The organism is Paraburkholderia sp. BGA-UO-ETr-F21 (assembly GCF_059567925.1).
The window spans coordinates 465,783-481,765 of the sequence record NZ_JCAQOY010000037.1 but is presented as its reverse complement, the minus strand read 5'-3'; the positions used below and the strand labels follow the sequence as shown (position 1 = coordinate 481,765).

The 15,983-nt window shown below is 65.7% G+C and carries 13 protein-coding genes; 3 read left to right on the top strand and 10 right to left on the bottom strand.

Annotated features, from left to right (window positions below; genetic code table 11):
* Window positions 1–206: 206 nt before the first annotated feature.
* On the top strand, window positions 207–1,040 hold the full coding sequence (locus tag AC57B1_RS25805; protein ID WP_496419083.1) for a class I SAM-dependent methyltransferase: 834 nt from the start codon (window positions 207–209) through the stop codon (window positions 1,038–1,040).
* The gene (locus tag AC57B1_RS25800) at window positions 1,037–1,213 is read left to right on the top strand and encodes a hypothetical protein (protein ID WP_177205116.1); all 177 of its coding nucleotides are present in this window, start codon (window positions 1,037–1,039) and stop codon (window positions 1,211–1,213) included. The genes AC57B1_RS25805 and AC57B1_RS25800 overlap by 4 nt, the downstream gene beginning before the upstream one ends.
* 111 nt (window positions 1,214–1,324) lie before the next feature.
* On the opposite strand, the gene prpF is transcribed toward AC57B1_RS25800, so the two are convergent.
* The 3 genes from prpF to prpC all read right to left on the bottom strand — a co-directional run bounded on the left by prpF (window position 1,325) and on the right by prpC (window position 6,722).
* Entirely contained in the window at window positions 1,325–2,512 is a 1,188-nt protein-coding gene (prpF, locus tag AC57B1_RS25795) for a 2-methylaconitate cis-trans isomerase PrpF (RefSeq protein WP_496419082.1), read from the bottom strand.
* A gap of 132 nt (window positions 2,513–2,644) precedes the next feature.
* A complete protein-coding gene (acnD, locus tag AC57B1_RS25790; RefSeq protein WP_496419081.1) occupies window positions 2,645–5,242 on the bottom strand; it encodes a Fe/S-dependent 2-methylisocitrate dehydratase AcnD in 2,598 nt (865 codons plus the stop codon).
* A 310-nt stretch (window positions 5,243–5,552) separates the two neighbouring features.
* Window positions 5,553–6,722, bottom strand: coding sequence for a bifunctional 2-methylcitrate synthase/citrate synthase (gene prpC, locus AC57B1_RS25785; RefSeq protein WP_091803051.1), 1,170 nt, complete (start codon window positions 6,720–6,722; stop codon window positions 5,553–5,555).
* A 219-nt stretch (window positions 6,723–6,941) separates the two neighbouring features.
* Between prpC and prpR the strand changes: the two genes are divergently transcribed.
* The gene (gene prpR / locus AC57B1_RS25780) at window positions 6,942–8,909 is read left to right on the top strand and encodes a propionate catabolism operon regulatory protein PrpR (RefSeq protein WP_496419080.1); all 1,968 of its coding nucleotides are present in this window, start codon (window positions 6,942–6,944) and stop codon (window positions 8,907–8,909) included.
* Here prpR and AC57B1_RS25775 read toward each other — a convergent pair.
* The 7 genes from AC57B1_RS25775 to AC57B1_RS25745 are packed head-to-tail and all read right to left on the bottom strand — an operon-like array spanning window position 8,866 to window position 15,921.
* Window positions 8,866–9,324, bottom strand: coding sequence for a helix-turn-helix domain-containing protein (locus AC57B1_RS25775; protein ID WP_408299486.1), 459 nt, complete (start codon window positions 9,322–9,324; stop codon window positions 8,866–8,868). The two genes, prpR and AC57B1_RS25775, sit on opposite strands and share 44 nt — an antisense overlap.
* The gene (locus AC57B1_RS25770; protein WP_408353794.1) at window positions 9,321–10,490 is read right to left on the bottom strand and encodes an NAD(P)/FAD-dependent oxidoreductase; all 1,170 of its coding nucleotides are present in this window, start codon (window positions 10,488–10,490) and stop codon (window positions 9,321–9,323) included. The genes AC57B1_RS25775 and AC57B1_RS25770 overlap by 4 nt, the downstream gene beginning before the upstream one ends.
* On the bottom strand, window positions 10,487–11,881 hold the full coding sequence (locus tag AC57B1_RS25765) for an FAD/NAD(P)-dependent oxidoreductase (RefSeq protein ID WP_496419079.1): 1,395 nt from the start codon (window positions 11,879–11,881) through the stop codon (window positions 10,487–10,489). Before AC57B1_RS25765 ends, AC57B1_RS25770 begins: the two co-directional genes overlap by 4 nt.
* The gene (locus tag AC57B1_RS25760) at window positions 11,866–12,180 is read right to left on the bottom strand and encodes a (2Fe-2S)-binding protein (RefSeq protein WP_091803062.1); all 315 of its coding nucleotides are present in this window, start codon (window positions 12,178–12,180) and stop codon (window positions 11,866–11,868) included. The genes AC57B1_RS25765 and AC57B1_RS25760 overlap by 16 nt, the downstream gene beginning before the upstream one ends.
* Window positions 12,177–14,021: an ABC transporter ATP-binding protein gene (locus AC57B1_RS25755; protein ID WP_496419078.1), complete on the bottom strand. Its 1,845-nt coding sequence runs from the start codon at window positions 14,019–14,021 to the stop codon at window positions 12,177–12,179. The genes AC57B1_RS25760 and AC57B1_RS25755 overlap by 4 nt, the downstream gene beginning before the upstream one ends.
* Window positions 14,021–14,971, bottom strand: coding sequence for an ABC transporter permease (locus AC57B1_RS25750; RefSeq protein WP_408353802.1), 951 nt, complete (start codon window positions 14,969–14,971; stop codon window positions 14,021–14,023). The genes AC57B1_RS25755 and AC57B1_RS25750 overlap by 1 nt, the downstream gene beginning before the upstream one ends.
* Entirely contained in the window at window positions 14,968–15,921 is a 954-nt protein-coding gene (locus AC57B1_RS25745) for an ABC transporter permease (RefSeq protein WP_408299478.1), read from the bottom strand. The genes AC57B1_RS25750 and AC57B1_RS25745 overlap by 4 nt, the downstream gene beginning before the upstream one ends.
* Between the last annotated feature and the right edge of the window lie 62 nt (window positions 15,922–15,983).

Here is a 15,983-nt window from a genome sequence, read left to right as displayed (position 1 = left end):
TCTGGACGCCTGGTCATTCATCGATTCAACACGCGCAACGATACTAGCACCCATGCGAATTCCTTACAACGATGCTAAGGAATCTTGAATGTATCGAATACTTAAACGCAATTAAGGAGGCGCCCCATGAATTCATAGCGACGCTGAAAGCCTTCGCGCAACGAGATCAACTTGCATTGCACAAAAAAATTTTCAGGAGCATTTCCATGTCACAAGTCCAGTCTTCTTCGCAAACCTCCGCATTCGCCGACGTCAAAGCGCGCCAGCACGTCGCGTGGGAAACGGGCAACTATGCGGTCGTCGGCACGACGCTGCAGATCGTCGGCGAAAACCTGTGCGAGGCGCTCGATCTGCGCGCCGGCACCAGCGTGCTCGATGTCGCGGCGGGCAACGGCAACGCCACGCTTGCCGCCGCACGCCGCTGGTGCGACGTCACCTCGACCGACTATGTCTCCTCGCTGCTCGAAGCGGGGAAGGCTCGGGCGCGAGCGGAAGGTCTCACCTCGGTGCGGTTTCGCGAAGCGGACGCCGAAGCGCTGCCCTACGCCGACGCCTCGTTCGATGCCGTGATCTCGACCTTCGGCGTCATGTTCACGCCGAATCAGGAGATGGCGGCAAGCGAGTTGGCGCGGGTGTGCAAGCCGGGCGGCAAAATCGGCCTTGCGAACTGGACGCCCGAGAGCTTCATCGGGCAGGTGTTCAAAACGATCGGCAAGTATCTGCCCCCGCCGCCCGGCCTCAAGTCGCCCGCGTTGTGGGGCACGAGGGCGCGGCTCGACGAGCTCTTTCACGGGAGCGCGAAGCCCGTCGCTGCAAAGAGCCGTGAATTCACGTTCCGTTACCGCTCACCGGCGCATTGGATCGAGGTATTCCGGACATATTACGGCCCGGTCAACAAGGCATTCGCCGCGATGGATGCCGAACGGCAGGCGGCCTTCCAGCTCGACCTGATGACGCTGCTGGCAAACGGCAACCGTTCCGGCGACGAGACACTCGTGTTGCCCAGCGAGTATCTCGAGGTCGTCATGGAGCGGACGTGAACGGGATCAGCCGCGCACTGGCTGGCGCGGCGGTCTACACCCTCAATCGATGGCCAACGCTCAGCGTGGTCGGCCTGCGGTGTGTCACGGTGGCTTTCGGCCTGCCGCTTTTTTCGTCCGTGTGCTTCTTCGGCCTTCGGTTCGTTCTCGCCAGCATCGGGCTGATGTCTTAGGCTTCGCCATTTCATCCAACCCGTTTTTCCGGCTTCGTGCTTTCCAGACGAAGCCGGACTTTCGCACTCTGGACACCTGAGCGGCGAATCGGCGCGCTCGCGCCGGCCGCCTCACCTTTCCTGCGGCACCCGCACCCACCCTTCCATCAACACGCGCGCGCTGCGGCTCATGATCGCCTTCTTGACCGTCCACTCGCCGCCGCTCTCGCTCGCCTCGGCACCTACCCGCAAGGTCCCCGACGGATGCCCGAAGCGTACCGACTGCTTCGCCCCGCCGCCTGCCGCGAGATTCACCAGCGTGCCGGAAATCGCCGCCGCCGTGCCGATCGCGACCGCGGCCGTGCCCATCATCGCGTGATGCAGCTTGCCCATCGACATCGCCCGCACCAGCAGATCGACATCGCCCGCCCCAATGCGCTTGCCGCTCGACGCCACATAGTCGGCCGGCTTCGCGACGAACGCGACCTTCGGCGTATGCTGGCGCGTCGCGATCTCGTCGAGATGCTTGATCAGCCCCATGCGCAGCGCGCCGTGCGCGCGAATGGTCTCGAACATCGCCAGCGCTTTTGCGTCGCTGTTGATGGCGTCCTGCAACTCCGTACCCTTGTAGCCGATCGATTCCGCATCCACGAAGATGGTCGGAATGCCCGCGTTGATCATGGTCGCCTTCAACGTGCCGACACCCGGCACTTCGAGGTCGTCGACCAGATTGCCGGTCGGGAACATCGAGCCGCCCGCGCCTTCTTCTTCCGCAGCCGGATCCATGAATTCGAGTTGCACTTCGGCAGCCGGAAACGTGACGCCGTCGAGTTCGAAATCGCCGGTTTCCTGCACGGCGCCATTGGTCATCGGCACGTGGCCGATGATCGTCTTGCCGATATTCGCCTGCCAGATGCGCACGGTCGCCGCGCCGTCGCGCGGAATCCGGCTCGGGTCGACGAGACCCGCGCTGATTGCGAACGGTCCCACGGCGGCCGACAGGTTGCCGCAATTGCCGCTCCAGTCCACGAATGCCTTGTCGATCGACACCTGCCCGAACAGGTAATCCACGTCGTGATCCGGCCGGCTGCTTTTGGCGATGATCACCGTCTTGCTGGTGCTCGAGGTCGCGCCGCCCATGCCGTCGATCTGCTTGCCGTACGGGTCGGGGCTGCCGATCACGCGCATCAGCAGCGCATCACGCGCGGCGCCCGGCACCTGAGCGGCCTCGGGCAGGTCCTGCAAGCGGAAGAACACACCTTTGCTGGTGCCGCCGCGCATGTAGGTGGCGGCAATCTTGATCTGGGGTTGGTGGGCCATGAAAGTCGTGTCCTGATGTAGGCGGACGGTCCCTGGAGGGACTTCGTGCAGGGCGTACGGCATGCCGCACCGTAGCGCCCTGTCCCGCGTTAAAACGTTCGCTGCTTCAAACGATCTGAAAACCGGGCAGCCTCAGGCCGCCGCTTTCGTCGATTCGAGAAAGTCCTGCGCAAAGCGTTGCAGCACGCCGCCGGCCTCGTAAATGGAAACCTCTTCGGCCGTGTCGAGCCGGCACGTCACCGGCACGTCCACACGCTCACCGTTCTTGCGATGAATCACCAGCGTGAGGTCCGCGCGCGGCTTGCGCTCGCCGATCACGTCGAAGGTTTCCGTGCCGTCGATACCGAGCGTAAGCCGGTTCACTCCCGGCTTGAATTCCAGCGGCAACACGCCCATGCCCACCAGATTCGTGCGGTGAATGCGTTCGAACCCTTCGGCGACGATCGCTTCCGTGCCGGCAAGACGCACGCCCTTCGCGGCCCAGTCACGCGACGACCCCTGGCCATAGTCGGCCCCGGCGATCACGATCAGCGGCTGCTTGCGCTCCATGTAGGTTTCGATCGCTTCCCACATGCGCGTGATCTTGCCCTCCGGCTCGATGCGCGCCAGCGAACCCGCCTTCACCTTGCCGTCTTCGACCACCATCTCGTTCTTCAACGTGGGGTTCGCGAAGGTAGCGCGCTGCGCCGTCAGATGGTCGCCGCGGTGAGTCGCGTAGGAATTGAAGTCTTCTTCCGGCAGGCCCATCTTCGCCAGATACTCGCCCGAGGCGCTGTTCGGCAGAATCGCGTTGGAAGGCGACAGGTGGTCGGTCGTGATGTTGTCGCCCAGCACGGCGAGCGCGCGCATGCCCTTGAGCGTTCGCTCACCCGCAAGTGCGCCTTCCCAATACGGCGGACGGCGAATGTACGTGCTCATGGGACGCCAGTCGTACAGCGGATTGGCTTGCTCGCCCTTGTCGACGGAGACCGCGAACATCGGCTCGTACACCTTGCGGAATTGTTCCGGCTTCACGCTCGACGCCACGATCGCGTCGATCTCCGCGTCCAACGGCCAGATGTCCTTCAGCGTGACGGCATGACCGTCGGCATCGATACCGAGCACGTCTTTCTCGATGTCGAAGCGGATCGTGCCCGCAATCGCATACGCCACCACCAGCGGCGGCGATGCCAGGAAAGCCTGCTTCGCGTACGGATGAATGCGGCCGTCGAAGTTGCGGTTGCCCGACAGCACGGCAGTCGCATACAGATCGCGCTCGACGATTTCCTTCTGGATCGCCGGATCCAGCGCACCGGACATGCCGTTGCACGACGTGCACGCATACGCGACCACGCCGAAGCCGAGCTTCTCCAGATCGTGCAGCAGACCGGCTTCTTCCAGATACAGCGTGACCGCCTTCGAGCCAGGCGCGAGCGAGGTCTTCGCCCACGGCTTGCGCGTCAGTCCGCGCCGGTTCGCGTTCCGCGCCAGCAGGCCGGCGGCGATCATGTTGCGCGGATTGTTGGTGTTCGTGCAGCTCGTGATCGCGGCGATGATCACCGCGCCGTCGGGCATCAGGCCCGGTTCATTCTCCACCTTGCCGCTGATGCCGCGCGCCGCCAGTTCCGACACCGGCAGACGGCGGTGCGGGTTGGACGGACCGGCCAGCGTGCGCACCACGGTGGACAGATCGAACTTGAGCACGCGTTCGTATTCGGCATGCTTGAGGCTGTCCGCCCACAGGCCGGTTTCCTTCGCATACGTTTCCACCAGTTTGACGAGCGCGTCGTCGCGGCCGGTGAGCTTGAGATACTTGATGGTCTGTTCGTCGATATAGAACATCGCGGCCGTGGCGCCGAATTCCGGCGCCATGTTGGCGATGGTCGCGCGATCGCCGAGCGTCAGGTTGGCCGTGCCTGCACCGTAGAATTCGAGGTACGCGCCGACCACTTTTTCCTTGCGCAGGAATTCGGTCAACGAGAGCACGATGTCGGTCGCGGTAATGCCTTCAGCCGGTTTGCCGGTCAGTTCCACGCCGACGATATCCGGCAGGCGCATATACGACGCGCGGCCGAGCATCACGCTTTCCGCTTCGAGTCCGCCCACGCCGACGGCGATCACGCCGAGCGCGTCCACCATCGGCGTATGGGAGTCGGTGCCGACCAGCGTATCGGGGAATGCCACGCCGTCTTTCACCTGCACCACCGGGCTCATGCGCTCGAGGTTGATCTGATGCAGGATGCCGTTGCCCGGCGGAATCACGTCGACGTTCTTGAACGCGCGCTTGGTCCAGTTGATGAAGTCGAAGCGGTCTTCATTGCGGCGGTCCTCGATCGCGCGATTCTTCGCGAACGCGTCCGGATCGAACCCGCCGCACTCGACGGCGAGCGAATGGTCGACCACGAGTTGGGTCGGCACCACCGGATTCACCATGGCAGGGTCGCCGCCTTGCGCGGCGATCGCATCGCGCAGACCGGCGAGGTCGACCAGCGCAGTCTGGCCAAGAATGTCATGACAGACCACGCGTGCCGGGAACCATGGGAAATCCAGATCGCGCTTGCGTTCGATGATCTGCTTGAGCGACGCGACGAGCGTGACGGGATCGCAGCGGCGCACGAGGTTCTCCGCCAGCACGCGCGACGTGTACGGCAGCTTGTCGTACGCGCCGGGCGCAATGGCGTCGATGGCGGCACGCGTGTCGAAGAAATCGAGCTGGGTGCCGGGAAGGCGTTTGCGGTTTGCGGTATTCATGGCGTAGGGGACAAAACAGTAATGATCCGGGAACGATGGCGGCGGCCGATCACAGTCAGCTGCCCCTCTTTTAGCGCTTCCCTGGCGGGCCAGTCAGGTACGTGTAGTTTAGCTCGCGGCAGCGTACGGGCCGGGTTTGCCGGCACTCACGCGAATACGCCGCAAAAAACAGCCTTGGCTCGGGGTTCCAGCGAGCCAAGGCCCAATTTCATTGCGCCGCGCTCTCGAGACGCAATGAAGGTCGAACACTTGCCTCGGCGTGTCGACGCTCTCTCGCGATCGACAACGCTCGCAAGGTCTTCAGCCGCGCTCAAACACGTTTCGCGAGCGGCACGAACGGCAGGTCATCGGGTCCGGTGTAATTCGCGCTCGGACGAATGATCTTGTTGTCGATGCGCTGCTCGATGATGTGCGCGCTCCAGCCGGCCGTTCGCGCGATCACGAAGAGCGGCGTGAACATCGCCGTCGGCACGCCCATCATGTGATACGAGACCGCGCTGAACCAGTCCAGATTCGGGAACATCTTCTTCGCTTCCCACATCACCGACTCCAGCCGCTCGGCGATGCTGAACAGCTTGGTGTTGCCGGCTTCCTTCGAGAGCTTCTTCGCGACTTCCTTGATGACCTTGTTGCGCGGGTCCGAAATCGTGTACACCGGGTGGCCGAAACCGATCACCACTTCCTTGTTCTCGACGCGGCGGCGGATGTCCGCTTCGGCTTCGTCCGGCGTCTGGTAGCGCGACTGGATCTCGAACGCGACTTCATTGGCGCCGCCGTGCTTCGGCCCGCGCAGCGCGCCGATCGCGCCGGTGATCGCCGAATAGATGTCCGATCCCGTGCCCGCGATCACGCGGCCCGTGAAGGTCGATGCGTTGAATTCATGCTCGGCGTACAGGTTCAGCGACACGTGCATTGCGTCGACCCACGCCTTCGACGGCTCCACGCCGTGCAGCAGGTGGAGGAAGTGGCCGCCGATCGAGTCGTCGTCGGTTTCCACTTCGATGCGCTTGCCGTTGTGCGAATAGTGATACCAGTAGAGCAGCATCGAACCGAGCGAGGCCATCAGCTTGTCGGCAATGTCGCGCGCGCCCGGCAGGTTGTGGTCGTCTTTCTCCGGCAACACGGTGCCCAGCACCGACACGCCGGTGCGCATCACGTCCATCGGGTGTGCTGCGGCCGGGATCCATTCGAGCGCGGCCTTGACGTTCGCGGGCAGGCCGCGCAGCGCCTTCAGCCTGGTCTTGTACGCGGTGAGTTCGGCCTGGGTCGGCAGCTTTTCGTGGACCAGCAGGTACGCGATCTCTTCGAACTCGCAGGCGCCCGCGATATCGAGAATGTCGTAGCCGCGGTAGTGCAGGTCGTTGCCGGTCTTGCCGACCGTGCAGAGGGCGGTATTGCCTGCCGTCACGCCGGACAGGGCGACGGATTTCTTCGGTTTGAACGCGCCTGTGTTCGGCGTACTGTTATCTGCTTCGCTCATGACTTCGTCTCCTGATGCATGGGGAATATGTTGGACCGCATCCCAAAACGCAAAGAACGGGCCAGCCACGCGCACGCGCGCTAAGTACCTGATTTAAAAAAGGACTGCCGTCCGCGCCCGCCTCGATCCGATTTCAGAAATGAAACGTGGATTTCAGATTGGAAATGGATGCGCGCATAATGAGTGGACTTTCCTAGCACCGCCGTGAGCCGCCCCGCCTTGAGCACACCTCTTTTCGAACCCGCCCAGCGCCCCCGCATCTGGGCGCTCAGCATTAGCCGCTTGCGCGATCTGTTTTTCGATATCGCCGGCGAATACGTGGAGCGCGCGGACCTGCGCATCGTCTCGCACGGCTTCGAAGACGCCGTGCGCGAAGTCGAGGCCGCGGGCGCGGGTCGTCCGGATGTCGTGATTGCCGGCGGCTCGAACGGCGCGTATCTGAAGACGCGCGTGTCGGTGCCGGTCGTGCTGATCGGTCCGACCGGTTTCGACGTGATGCACGCGCTCGCGCGCGCACGCCGCGACGGCGCGAAGGTCGCGCTCGTCACGCACGGCGACACACCCGACGAAGTGCGGCGTTTCACGGCCGCTTTCGCACTCGACATCACGTTCGCTTCCTATCAATCGGCGCAGGACGCGGAAAGCCTCGTGCTCGATCTGCGCGATCGCGGCATCGAGGTGGTGGTCGGCCCCGGACTCGTCACGGACCTCGCCGCGAATGCCGGCATGGGCGCGGTGTTTCTCTACTCGCGCGCTTCCGTGCGCGCGGCCTTCGACACCGCGCTCGAAGTCGCGCAGGCCACGCGCCGCGAAACGGTTCGACGTCAACGGCTCGACAATCTGTTGCAGCATCTGCGCGACGGCGTCGTCGCGCTCGACGCGCAAGGGCGGGTCGAAGCAATGAACCAGCGCCTCGCGAGCGTGCTCGGCCTCGACGCGGCACACGCCGTGGGCCGCGTGCTGCTCGAACTCGCGCCCGATCTCGCAGGCAGTCTGCCGGACGCGGACGGCGACGGGTTCTGCACGGTGCGCGGCGTGAGCTATGTCGTGCATCGCGGGCCGCTGGCGAGCAGCGGCTCGGCGGCGGGCACCGTGCTGACGTTTCAGGAATCGCGCGCGGTCGAACGGCTCGACCGGACGCTGCGCTCGCGCCAGCGCGTGCAGCAGTTCAGCGCGCGTTACCGGCTCGACGATATCGTCGGCGCGTCCGAATCGATGGAACGGGTACGTACGCTCGTCAAGCGCTATGCGCGCTCGGACGCCACCGTATTGATTCTCGGCGAAAGCGGCACGGGTAAGGAGATGGTCGCGCAGAGCATGCATCAGTTGAGCGCGCGGCGCGACTTCGCGTTCGTCGCGATCAATTGCGGCGCGTTTCCCGAGGCGCTGCTGGAAAGCGAGTTGTTCGGCTACGAAGAAGGCGCATTTACCGGCGCGCGCAAGGGCGGCAAGGCCGGGCTGATCGAAGTGGCGCACCGCGGCACGCTGTTTCTGGATGAAATCGGCGAGATGCCGCTGTCGCTGCAAAGCCGGCTGTTGCGCGTGCTACAAGAACGCGAGGTCGTGCGGCTCGGCTCGACGGAGCCGACGCGGGTCGATATTCGCGTGGTCGCGGCGACGCATCGCGGCTTGACCGAGGGCATCGAAGCGGGCAGCTTTCGGGCCGACCTGTACTACCGCCTCAACATTCTCAGCATCGCATTGCCGCCGCTGCGCGAGCGGCCGACCGACCTGCTGCCGCTCGCCGCCCAACTGCTGCTGCAAGCCGTGGCGCGTGAACCGAGGCTCGCGGCGCGTGTGCCGGACGCAGCTGCCGCCGAACGCGTGCTCGCCCCACTCGACGAGCCGCTCAAGCGTTACGCGTGGCCCGGCAACGTGCGCGAACTGCAGAACGTGATTGAACGGATCGCCGTGGAACTCGCCGACGCGGCCCCTGAAGACACCAACGCAGACGCCACCGAATCCGCTTTCACCCGCGACATGTTGCGCACGCTCGCGCCGGAAATCGTCGAGCCCCACGCGCGCGCGAGGAAAGCCGCGCTATCGCTACGCGAACGCAGCCGTCACGTGGAAGCCGACGAAATCCGCGCCGCGCTCGCCGCGCACGAAGGCGATCGCGACGCCGTCTGCGAGGCGCTCGGCATCAGCAAGACGACGTTATGGCGGAAGCTGAACGCGGCGCAGTAGGCGTGGTGCCGGCGTTGCCCACGCCGCCATGCCGCGCCGGCCGCACGGCGCTGATCGCCGCAGTGCCGGCGCTCGTGATCGCGTTGCTGCCCGCAGCGGCGCGCGCGATGAACATGCTGGGCGTCATGCCGCAGCATCGCTTGAAATGGCGGCCGAAATGGCTTTGGTCGAAGAAGCCGACTTCCGTCGCGACGACCGATCCCGGCACGCCTTCGAGCAACAGCGTCTGCGCGCGTTGAATCCGCAGGCCGCACAGATAGCGGTATGGCGACGATCCATATTGCTGCCGGAACACCGTGGCGAAGCGCGACACGCTGAGCGCGGAGAGCGCGGCGAGTTGGGCGAGCGTCACCGGTTCGTCGAAATGGGCTTCGATGAACGCGCGGGCCGCGTTGAGGCTGATGGACTGTTTCATGACGTCACGATAGTCGAGCGGGCCGCCGGTTGTTTCGCGAAACGCCGAATGGAAAACGGGTCGAGAGGAATCGCCGTGCTGCCCGTATCGACCAGTTCCGCGAGCGTCTCGCCGACGCCCGGACCGATCTGAAAGCCCGAGCCGCTGAAGCCGAACGCATAGTAAAGGCCGTCGACCTGGCCGCTCGGACCGATCACTGGCTCGCTGTCGGGCAGATAGCTTTCCACGCCGCTCCAGACACGAATCACATGCAGCGGCGCCAACGCGGGCACGAGCCGGCGCATCTGCGCCAGTTGCCGCACGGTGTTGATGGGCAACACGGAGGCGCGGCGCGTCACGGCGTCGGCCGGACCAGCAGGACCGCCGCCAACGATGATGTTGCCGCGCGGAATCTGGCGGAAGTAGATGCTCTCTTCCTTGATCGACGTGAACACGCCCATCGACGATTTGAATACGTACGGCACCGGCTCGGTCACGCACATTTGCGGCCCCCGCGCGGTCAGCGGCACGGATTCGCCGAACTGTTCGGTCAGGCGGCTCGCCCACGCGCCGGCGCAGATCACGAGCTGCGCTGCCCAGTAGACGTCGCCACGCGCGCTTTCCACGCGAAACCGGCCACCATCCTTTTCCACGCGAACGATCTCCGTGTCCTCGATCACCTGTGCGCCGAGCCGCGCAGCCGCGCGACCGAACGCGGGCGCGGCGAGGCGCGGATTGGCATGGCCGTCGAGCGGCGAGATCGAGGCCGCCAGCACTTCGCGGCCGAGAAACGGAAAGCGCCTGAACATGGCGTCGCCATGCAGCACTTCGAGTTCGAGTCCGTAGGCGCGCGCGTCGATCGCATACTGATCGAAATTCTCGACATCCTTCTGGTGGTAGCACACGCGCGTGTGGCCCGAAGGCAGAAACTCGATGTCCTCGCCGAGCAGTTCCGCCGAGCGTTGCCACGTGCGCAGCGCGCGGTTGGCCATGGCCAGTTGCGGCAGCGCGCGGCCCTGCCGGCGAATGCCGCCGAAGTTCACGCCGCTTGCCTGCTGGCCGGTGAGTCCGCGTTCGAGCAGAATCACCGAGCGATTGCGCTGACGCAGGAAGAACGCCGTCGTCGTCCCCATGATGCCGCCGCCGATCACGATCACATCGGCTTCGTTGCGAGTCGTCGCGCTCATTGGCCCACCTCGCTGCTCGTTTCGTCGATCGCCTCTTCGGTCAGCGCCACGGGCAGCGGTTTGACCGGCGCCTGGCCGCGCAGCCGTCCCACTGTCGACAGCGGCACGCACGCCGCCGCCGCAATAATCTCCGCGCCGGCGTGGCCGCAATAACGCCCCTGGCAACGGCCCATGCCGACGCGCGAAAACGCCTTCGCGCGATTGGCTTCCTTCGCGCCGCTCGCGCGGACCACGCGGCGCAATTCGCCCGCGGTAATCGCTTCGCATCGGCAGACGATCGTCTCGTCCGGCAGCGACGCGGCGAACTTCGCCGGCCACGGGAAAGCTTCGCGCAAGCCCGCGGCAAACCGCGTGAAGCGCGCGAGTTCGGCGCGCAAGCGCTCCACGCCGTTGACCGGCATGCCGTGATCCTGCATCGCCGCGAGCGCCGCGAGACGGCCCGAGCGTTCCGCCGCGTCGGCGCCGCGCACCCTCGCGCCGTCGCCCGCCAGGTAGACGCCCTTGATGCTGCTGCGGCCGTCGGCATCGATTTGCGGCAGCCACTGCTGGGCGTTGTCGTCGAACACGAAGCGGCAACCCGCGAGGTCCGCGAGTTGCGTCTCGGGGCGCAGGTGGTAGCCGAGCGCAACCGCATCGCATGCCAGTTCGAGGCGCTTGCCATTGGGTAGCGCGACCTCGACCGCGCTCACGCCGTCGCGCGGCGTGCCTTTGATTTCGAGCGGTTGCACGCCGCGATGAACCGGCACGCGCGCGTCGGCGAGCGCGCGCGTCAACGCAATACCTTTTCTGAGCGCGGCGGGAATCGCCAGCAGACGCGGCAACGCGGCCACGCGCTGCATGAACGTCGAAGTGTCGAGCACCGCCGCCACCTGCGCGCCCGCCTTCACGTACTGCGCGGCCACGAGGTACAGCAGCGGCCCGCTGCCCATCATCACGATGCGCGAGCCGATCGCGCAGCCCTGCGACTTCAGCGCGACCTGCGCGCCGCCGAGACTGTAGGTGCCGGCGTGATGCCAGCCCTTGACGGGCATCAGCCGGTCCGTCGCGCCGCTGCAGACGATCAGCGCATCGAATACGAGCGTGCGGTAACGCGTGCCGCTCACCAGATGCACGGTGTTCGGCGAGATATTCCAGACCAGCGTTTCCGGCAGATAGTCGATCCTGCTTTTCAGCGCGTCGAAGCTCTGATGCAGCGACGCGGCACGCGCGGCCTCCGTGCCATAGAGCGTGTCATAGCTGCGCGAAAAGCCTTCCGGCTGACGCCGATAAATCTGTCCGCCGTCGCGCCGCGATTCGTCGATAACGGCAGGCCGCAGCCCCGCTTCGACCAGCGCCTGCGCCGCGCGCACACCCGCCGGCCCGGCCCCGATGATCACTACACGCGGGGCCATACACCCTCCCCGGCATCCGCCAGTTTCGTGACGATCGACATGCCGGGTGTTGCCGGCGTGCTGCAAGCCCGCACGCGCTCGCCTTGCGCGGTCCACACCCAGCAGTCCTGGCATGCGCCCATCAGGCAGAAGCCCGCGCGCCGGCCGTCGCCGAATTCGGAATCGCGCAACGTGCGCGTGCCGGTGAGCAATGCGACCATCAGCGTGTCGCCTTCGGCGGCTTCGCGCACCACGCCGTCCACGGTAATCGGAAACGTCTTGCGGCCGGCTTCCGCGACGCGCACAAATCGTCCGCTCATGCCGGGGTCGCCTCCACGGACTGCAAACGGTTCAGTTCGGCGGCCGGATGGTGGCACAGAATCTCCGCGCCCGAGGGCAGCCGCTTGACCGAGGGCGGCGTCACGTTGCACTTGCCGTCGATACGCACCGGACAGCGCGCGCGAAACGAACACAGCTCGGCAATATCGGCGCTTTCGCCCATCGCCGGCAAAGCGGTGGCGACGATCTCGCGGCGCGCGTCGAGCCAGCCGGGTTTGAGCGCCGGCACCGAATCCACCAGCAAGCCCGTGTACGGGTGATACGGCGGCGCGGCGAGCACATCTCGCTGCCCCGCTTCCACGCGATGCCCGGCATACAGCACGATCACTTCGTCGCAGATGGCGCGGACCGTTGAAATATCGTGGCTGATGAACATGTACGACACGCCCAGTTCGCGCCGCAATTCGGCGAGCAGATCGAGGATCGCCGCGCCGACCACCGTGTCGAGCGCGGAAGTCACTTCGTCGCACAGAATCAACGCGGGATTGGCGGCGAGCGCGCGCGCCAGATTCACACGCTGCTTCTGGCCGCCCGAGAGCCCCGCCGGCGTGCGCGTGGCGATGGAGGCCGGCAGTTTCACCAGATCGAGCAGTTCCAGCATGCGCTTCTTCGCCGCCGAGCCACGCAGATGGTGATAGAACGCGAGCGGCCTGGCGAGGATGTCGGCGATCGAGTGGCTCGGGTTCAACGCCGTGTCGGCGTTCTGAAACACGATCTGGATCTGCCGGTATTGCTCCGGCGTGCGGCGCGAGAGCTGCGCCGGCAGCGACTCGCCATTGAACAGCACCTCGCCGCGCGCCCGGTCGACCAGACCCGCCACCACGCGCGCGAGCGTCGTCTTGCCGGAGCCGGATTCGCCGATCACGCCGAGCGTACTGCCGCGCGGAATCGACAGACTGACGTCGTCGAGCACGCGCACGGCGGGCGCGCCATACCGGTCGATGCGGCCATAACCCGCGGACAGTCCGCGAATCTCCAGCAGCGGCGGCACGTGCTTGCCCAGGGTCGGCGGCAATTCCAGTACCGCTTCCGGACGGCGCGTGGCGGCCAGCAACTGGCGCGTGTAAGCATCCACAGGAGCGTCGAGCACTTGCGCGACCGCGCCGTTTTCCTTCACCGCGCCGCCGTTCAGGACGACGATGCGGTCCGCCATTTGCGCGACCACCGCCAGATCGTGCGATACGTAGACCGCCGTGGTGCCGAGTTCGCGAACCACTTTCTTGAAGGCCACGAGCACTTCGATCTGCGTGGTGACGTCGAGCGCCGTGGTCGGCTCGTCGAACACGACGACGGCCGGATCGGTGATCAACGCCATCGCCGCCATCAAGCGTTGCAACTGCCCGCCGGACACCTGGTGCGGATAGCGCTCGCCGATCGTTTCCGGCGCGGGCAAGGCTAGCGAGCGGAACAGGCCAATCGCTTTGGCGCACGCCGCCTCTTTGGTCATGAGGTGATGCAGCAGCGCCGGTTCGGTGACCTGATCCATGATCGTGCGCGCCGGATTGAAGCCGGCCGCCGCGCTTTGCGCGACATACGCGACGGTGCGCGCGCGCAACGCTCGGCGGCCTTTCGCGTCGAGCGACAACACGTCGACCTCGCCGATGCGCACCGACCCGCCGCTGATCGCACAGCCGGCTCGCGCATAGCCGAGCAGCGACAGCGCGATGGTGGTCTTGCCCGAGCCGGACTCGCCGATCAGCGCGAGCACTTCGCCCTTCTTCACCGAGAAATCGACACCCTTGACGATCTCTGTCACCGGCCCCGGCGCCGCACCCGCGACGACTCTCAGGCCCCTCACTTCGATCATGTCCCGCTCAGCCATCACGCACCTCCGTGGCTACGGCCGCGACGCCGCAGGTTGTCGATCAGCAGATTCATACCGATGGTCAGCGTCGCAATCGCGACGGCCGGCATCAGCACGGCGGGCGCACCCTCCGACAGGCCGCCGATGTTCTCGCGCACGAGCGAACCCCAATCGGCGTTCGGCGGCTGCACGCCAAGGCCGAGGAAAGAGAGCCCGCTCAGCAGCAGCACGATGAACACGAAGCGCAGGCCGAAGTCGGCCAGCATCGGGTGAATCATGTTGGGCAGCACTTCGACCCGTGCGATATAGAAGATGCCTTCGCCGCGCGCTCTCGCCACCTGCACGTATTCGAGGCCCATCAGGTTCACCGCGAGCGAGCGCGAAATCCGGAACGCGCCGGGAATGTAGGCCAGCGCGGCGACTGTGGTGAGCATCGGGATCGACGAGCCGAACGCGGCGATCACGACGAGCGCGAGCACCTTGCTCGGAATCGAAATCAGCGCGTCGAACAGACGGCTCAGGATTTCATCGACCCAGCGGCCCGACACCGCCGCGAGCAGGCCGAAGAACGTGCCGATCACGCTCGCGAGCACCGCCGCGGCGAGCGCGAGGCCGACCGTGTAGCGCGCGCCGTAGAGAATCCGGCTGAGCATGTCGCGGCCGAGATAGTCGGTGCCGAGCGGATACGCCGCGCTATAGCGGCCGAAAATTTCCGTCGAGGTCAGCGCGCCGCCTTTGTACGGTGCGACGAGTGGCCCGATGAACGCGACCAGCAGCCAGAACGCTACCATCAGCAGACCGATCAGGCCGAGTACCGAGAAGCGGTAGACGAGGCGTTTGAGCACGCCCTGTTTCAGCGCAACCGCTTCCACGGGCGTGGGCTCGACGACCAGTTCGTCGCGGCGCACGTCGTACAGTTCCGTGCCCGCGTGAGGAATGTGGTGGGGATTGGTAGGTTGGCTCATCATCGACGCAGCCTCGGGTTGGATACGATTTGACACAGGTCGGCGATCAGCACGAGCGCCAGATACGCCGCGCAGAACACCATGACGCAGCCCTGCACGAGCGGCATGTCGCGGTTGGTCACGGCGTCCACCATCAGGCTCGCGAGGCCCGGATAGTTGAAGATCGATTCGACGATCACCACGCCGCCGAACAGATACGACAGGCTCAGCGCCACGGCGTTGGCGATCGGGCCGATGGTGTTCGGCAGCACGTGCCGCCACACCACGCGCACCGGCGAGGCGCCCTTGAGCAAGGCCATTTCCACGTACGACGAATTGAGCTGATCGAGCACCGCGGCGCGCGTCATGCGCGCCATCTGCGCGACCAGCACGCAGCACAGCGTCATCACCGGCATTGCGTAGATGCGCAGCAGCGCGCCGAACGAATGCACTTCCGACAGATACGACAGCGCCGGCAGCCAGCGCAGTTTGACGGCGAAGATCAGTACGGCGATCGTCGCGATCAGGAATTCCGGCACCGCGACGGTCGACAGTGTGAGCACGTTGAGCGTGCGGTCGAGCAGCGAGCCGCGGAACATCGCCGACGCAATGCCGATCAGGAGCGCCACGGGCACCGCGACCACGGCCGTCAGGCCGGCCAGCGCGAGCGAGTTGGGCAGGCGCGTCGCGATCAGCTGGCTGACCGGCAGATTGTTCGACAGCGAGGTGCCGAAGTTGCCGCTGACCACATGCAGAAGCCACACGCAATAGCGTTGCAGCGCGGGCTGGTCGAGGCCGAATTGATGCCGCAAGGCGGCAACGGCTTCGGGGGTGGCCGCCTGGCCGAGCGCCTGTTGGGCCGCGTCGCCGGGAAGCAGCCCGGTGACGGCGAACACGACTGCCGACACCAGCAGCAGCGTGAGTAGCGCGAGGCCGAGGCGCGCGGCGATGAGACGTTGCGCATGTGCTTTCATCGAGAGTCGCCTCTTCAGTTGAAGCCGCGCGCCGCTCGAAACGCGGCGCGCGTGTTGCAGGG

Coding starts and splice junctions, on each gene's coding strand:
- AC57B1_RS25775 (WP_408299486.1), bottom strand. CDS start 9,324: ATGAAACAGTCCATCAGCCTCAACGCGGCCCGCGCGTTCATCGAAGCC.
- AC57B1_RS25745 (WP_408299478.1), bottom strand. CDS start 15,921: ATGAAAGCACATGCGCAACGTCTCATCGCCGCGCGCCTCGGCCTCGCG.
- AC57B1_RS25770 (WP_408353794.1), bottom strand. CDS start 10,490: ATGAGCGCGACGACTCGCAACGAAGCCGATGTGATCGTGATCGGCGGC.
- AC57B1_RS25755 (WP_496419078.1), bottom strand. CDS start 14,021: ATGGCTGAGCGGGACATGATCGAAGTGAGGGGCCTGAGAGTCGTCGCG.
- AC57B1_RS25760 (WP_091803062.1), bottom strand. CDS start 12,180: ATGAGCGGACGATTTGTGCGCGTCGCGGAAGCCGGCCGCAAGACGTTT.
- AC57B1_RS25805 (WP_496419083.1), top strand. CDS start 207: ATGTCACAAGTCCAGTCTTCTTCGCAAACCTCCGCATTCGCCGACGTC.
- prpF (WP_496419082.1), bottom strand. CDS start 2,512: ATGGCCCACCAACCCCAGATCAAGATTGCCGCCACCTACATGCGCGGC.
- AC57B1_RS25750 (WP_408353802.1), bottom strand. CDS start 14,971: ATGATGAGCCAACCTACCAATCCCCACCACATTCCTCACGCGGGCACG.
- acnD (WP_496419081.1), bottom strand. CDS start 5,242: ATGAATACCGCAAACCGCAAACGCCTTCCCGGCACCCAGCTCGATTTC.
- prpC (WP_091803051.1), bottom strand. CDS start 6,722: ATGAGCGAAGCAGATAACAGTACGCCGAACACAGGCGCGTTCAAACCG.
- AC57B1_RS25765 (WP_496419079.1), bottom strand. CDS start 11,881: ATGGCCCCGCGTGTAGTGATCATCGGGGCCGGGCCGGCGGGTGTGCGC.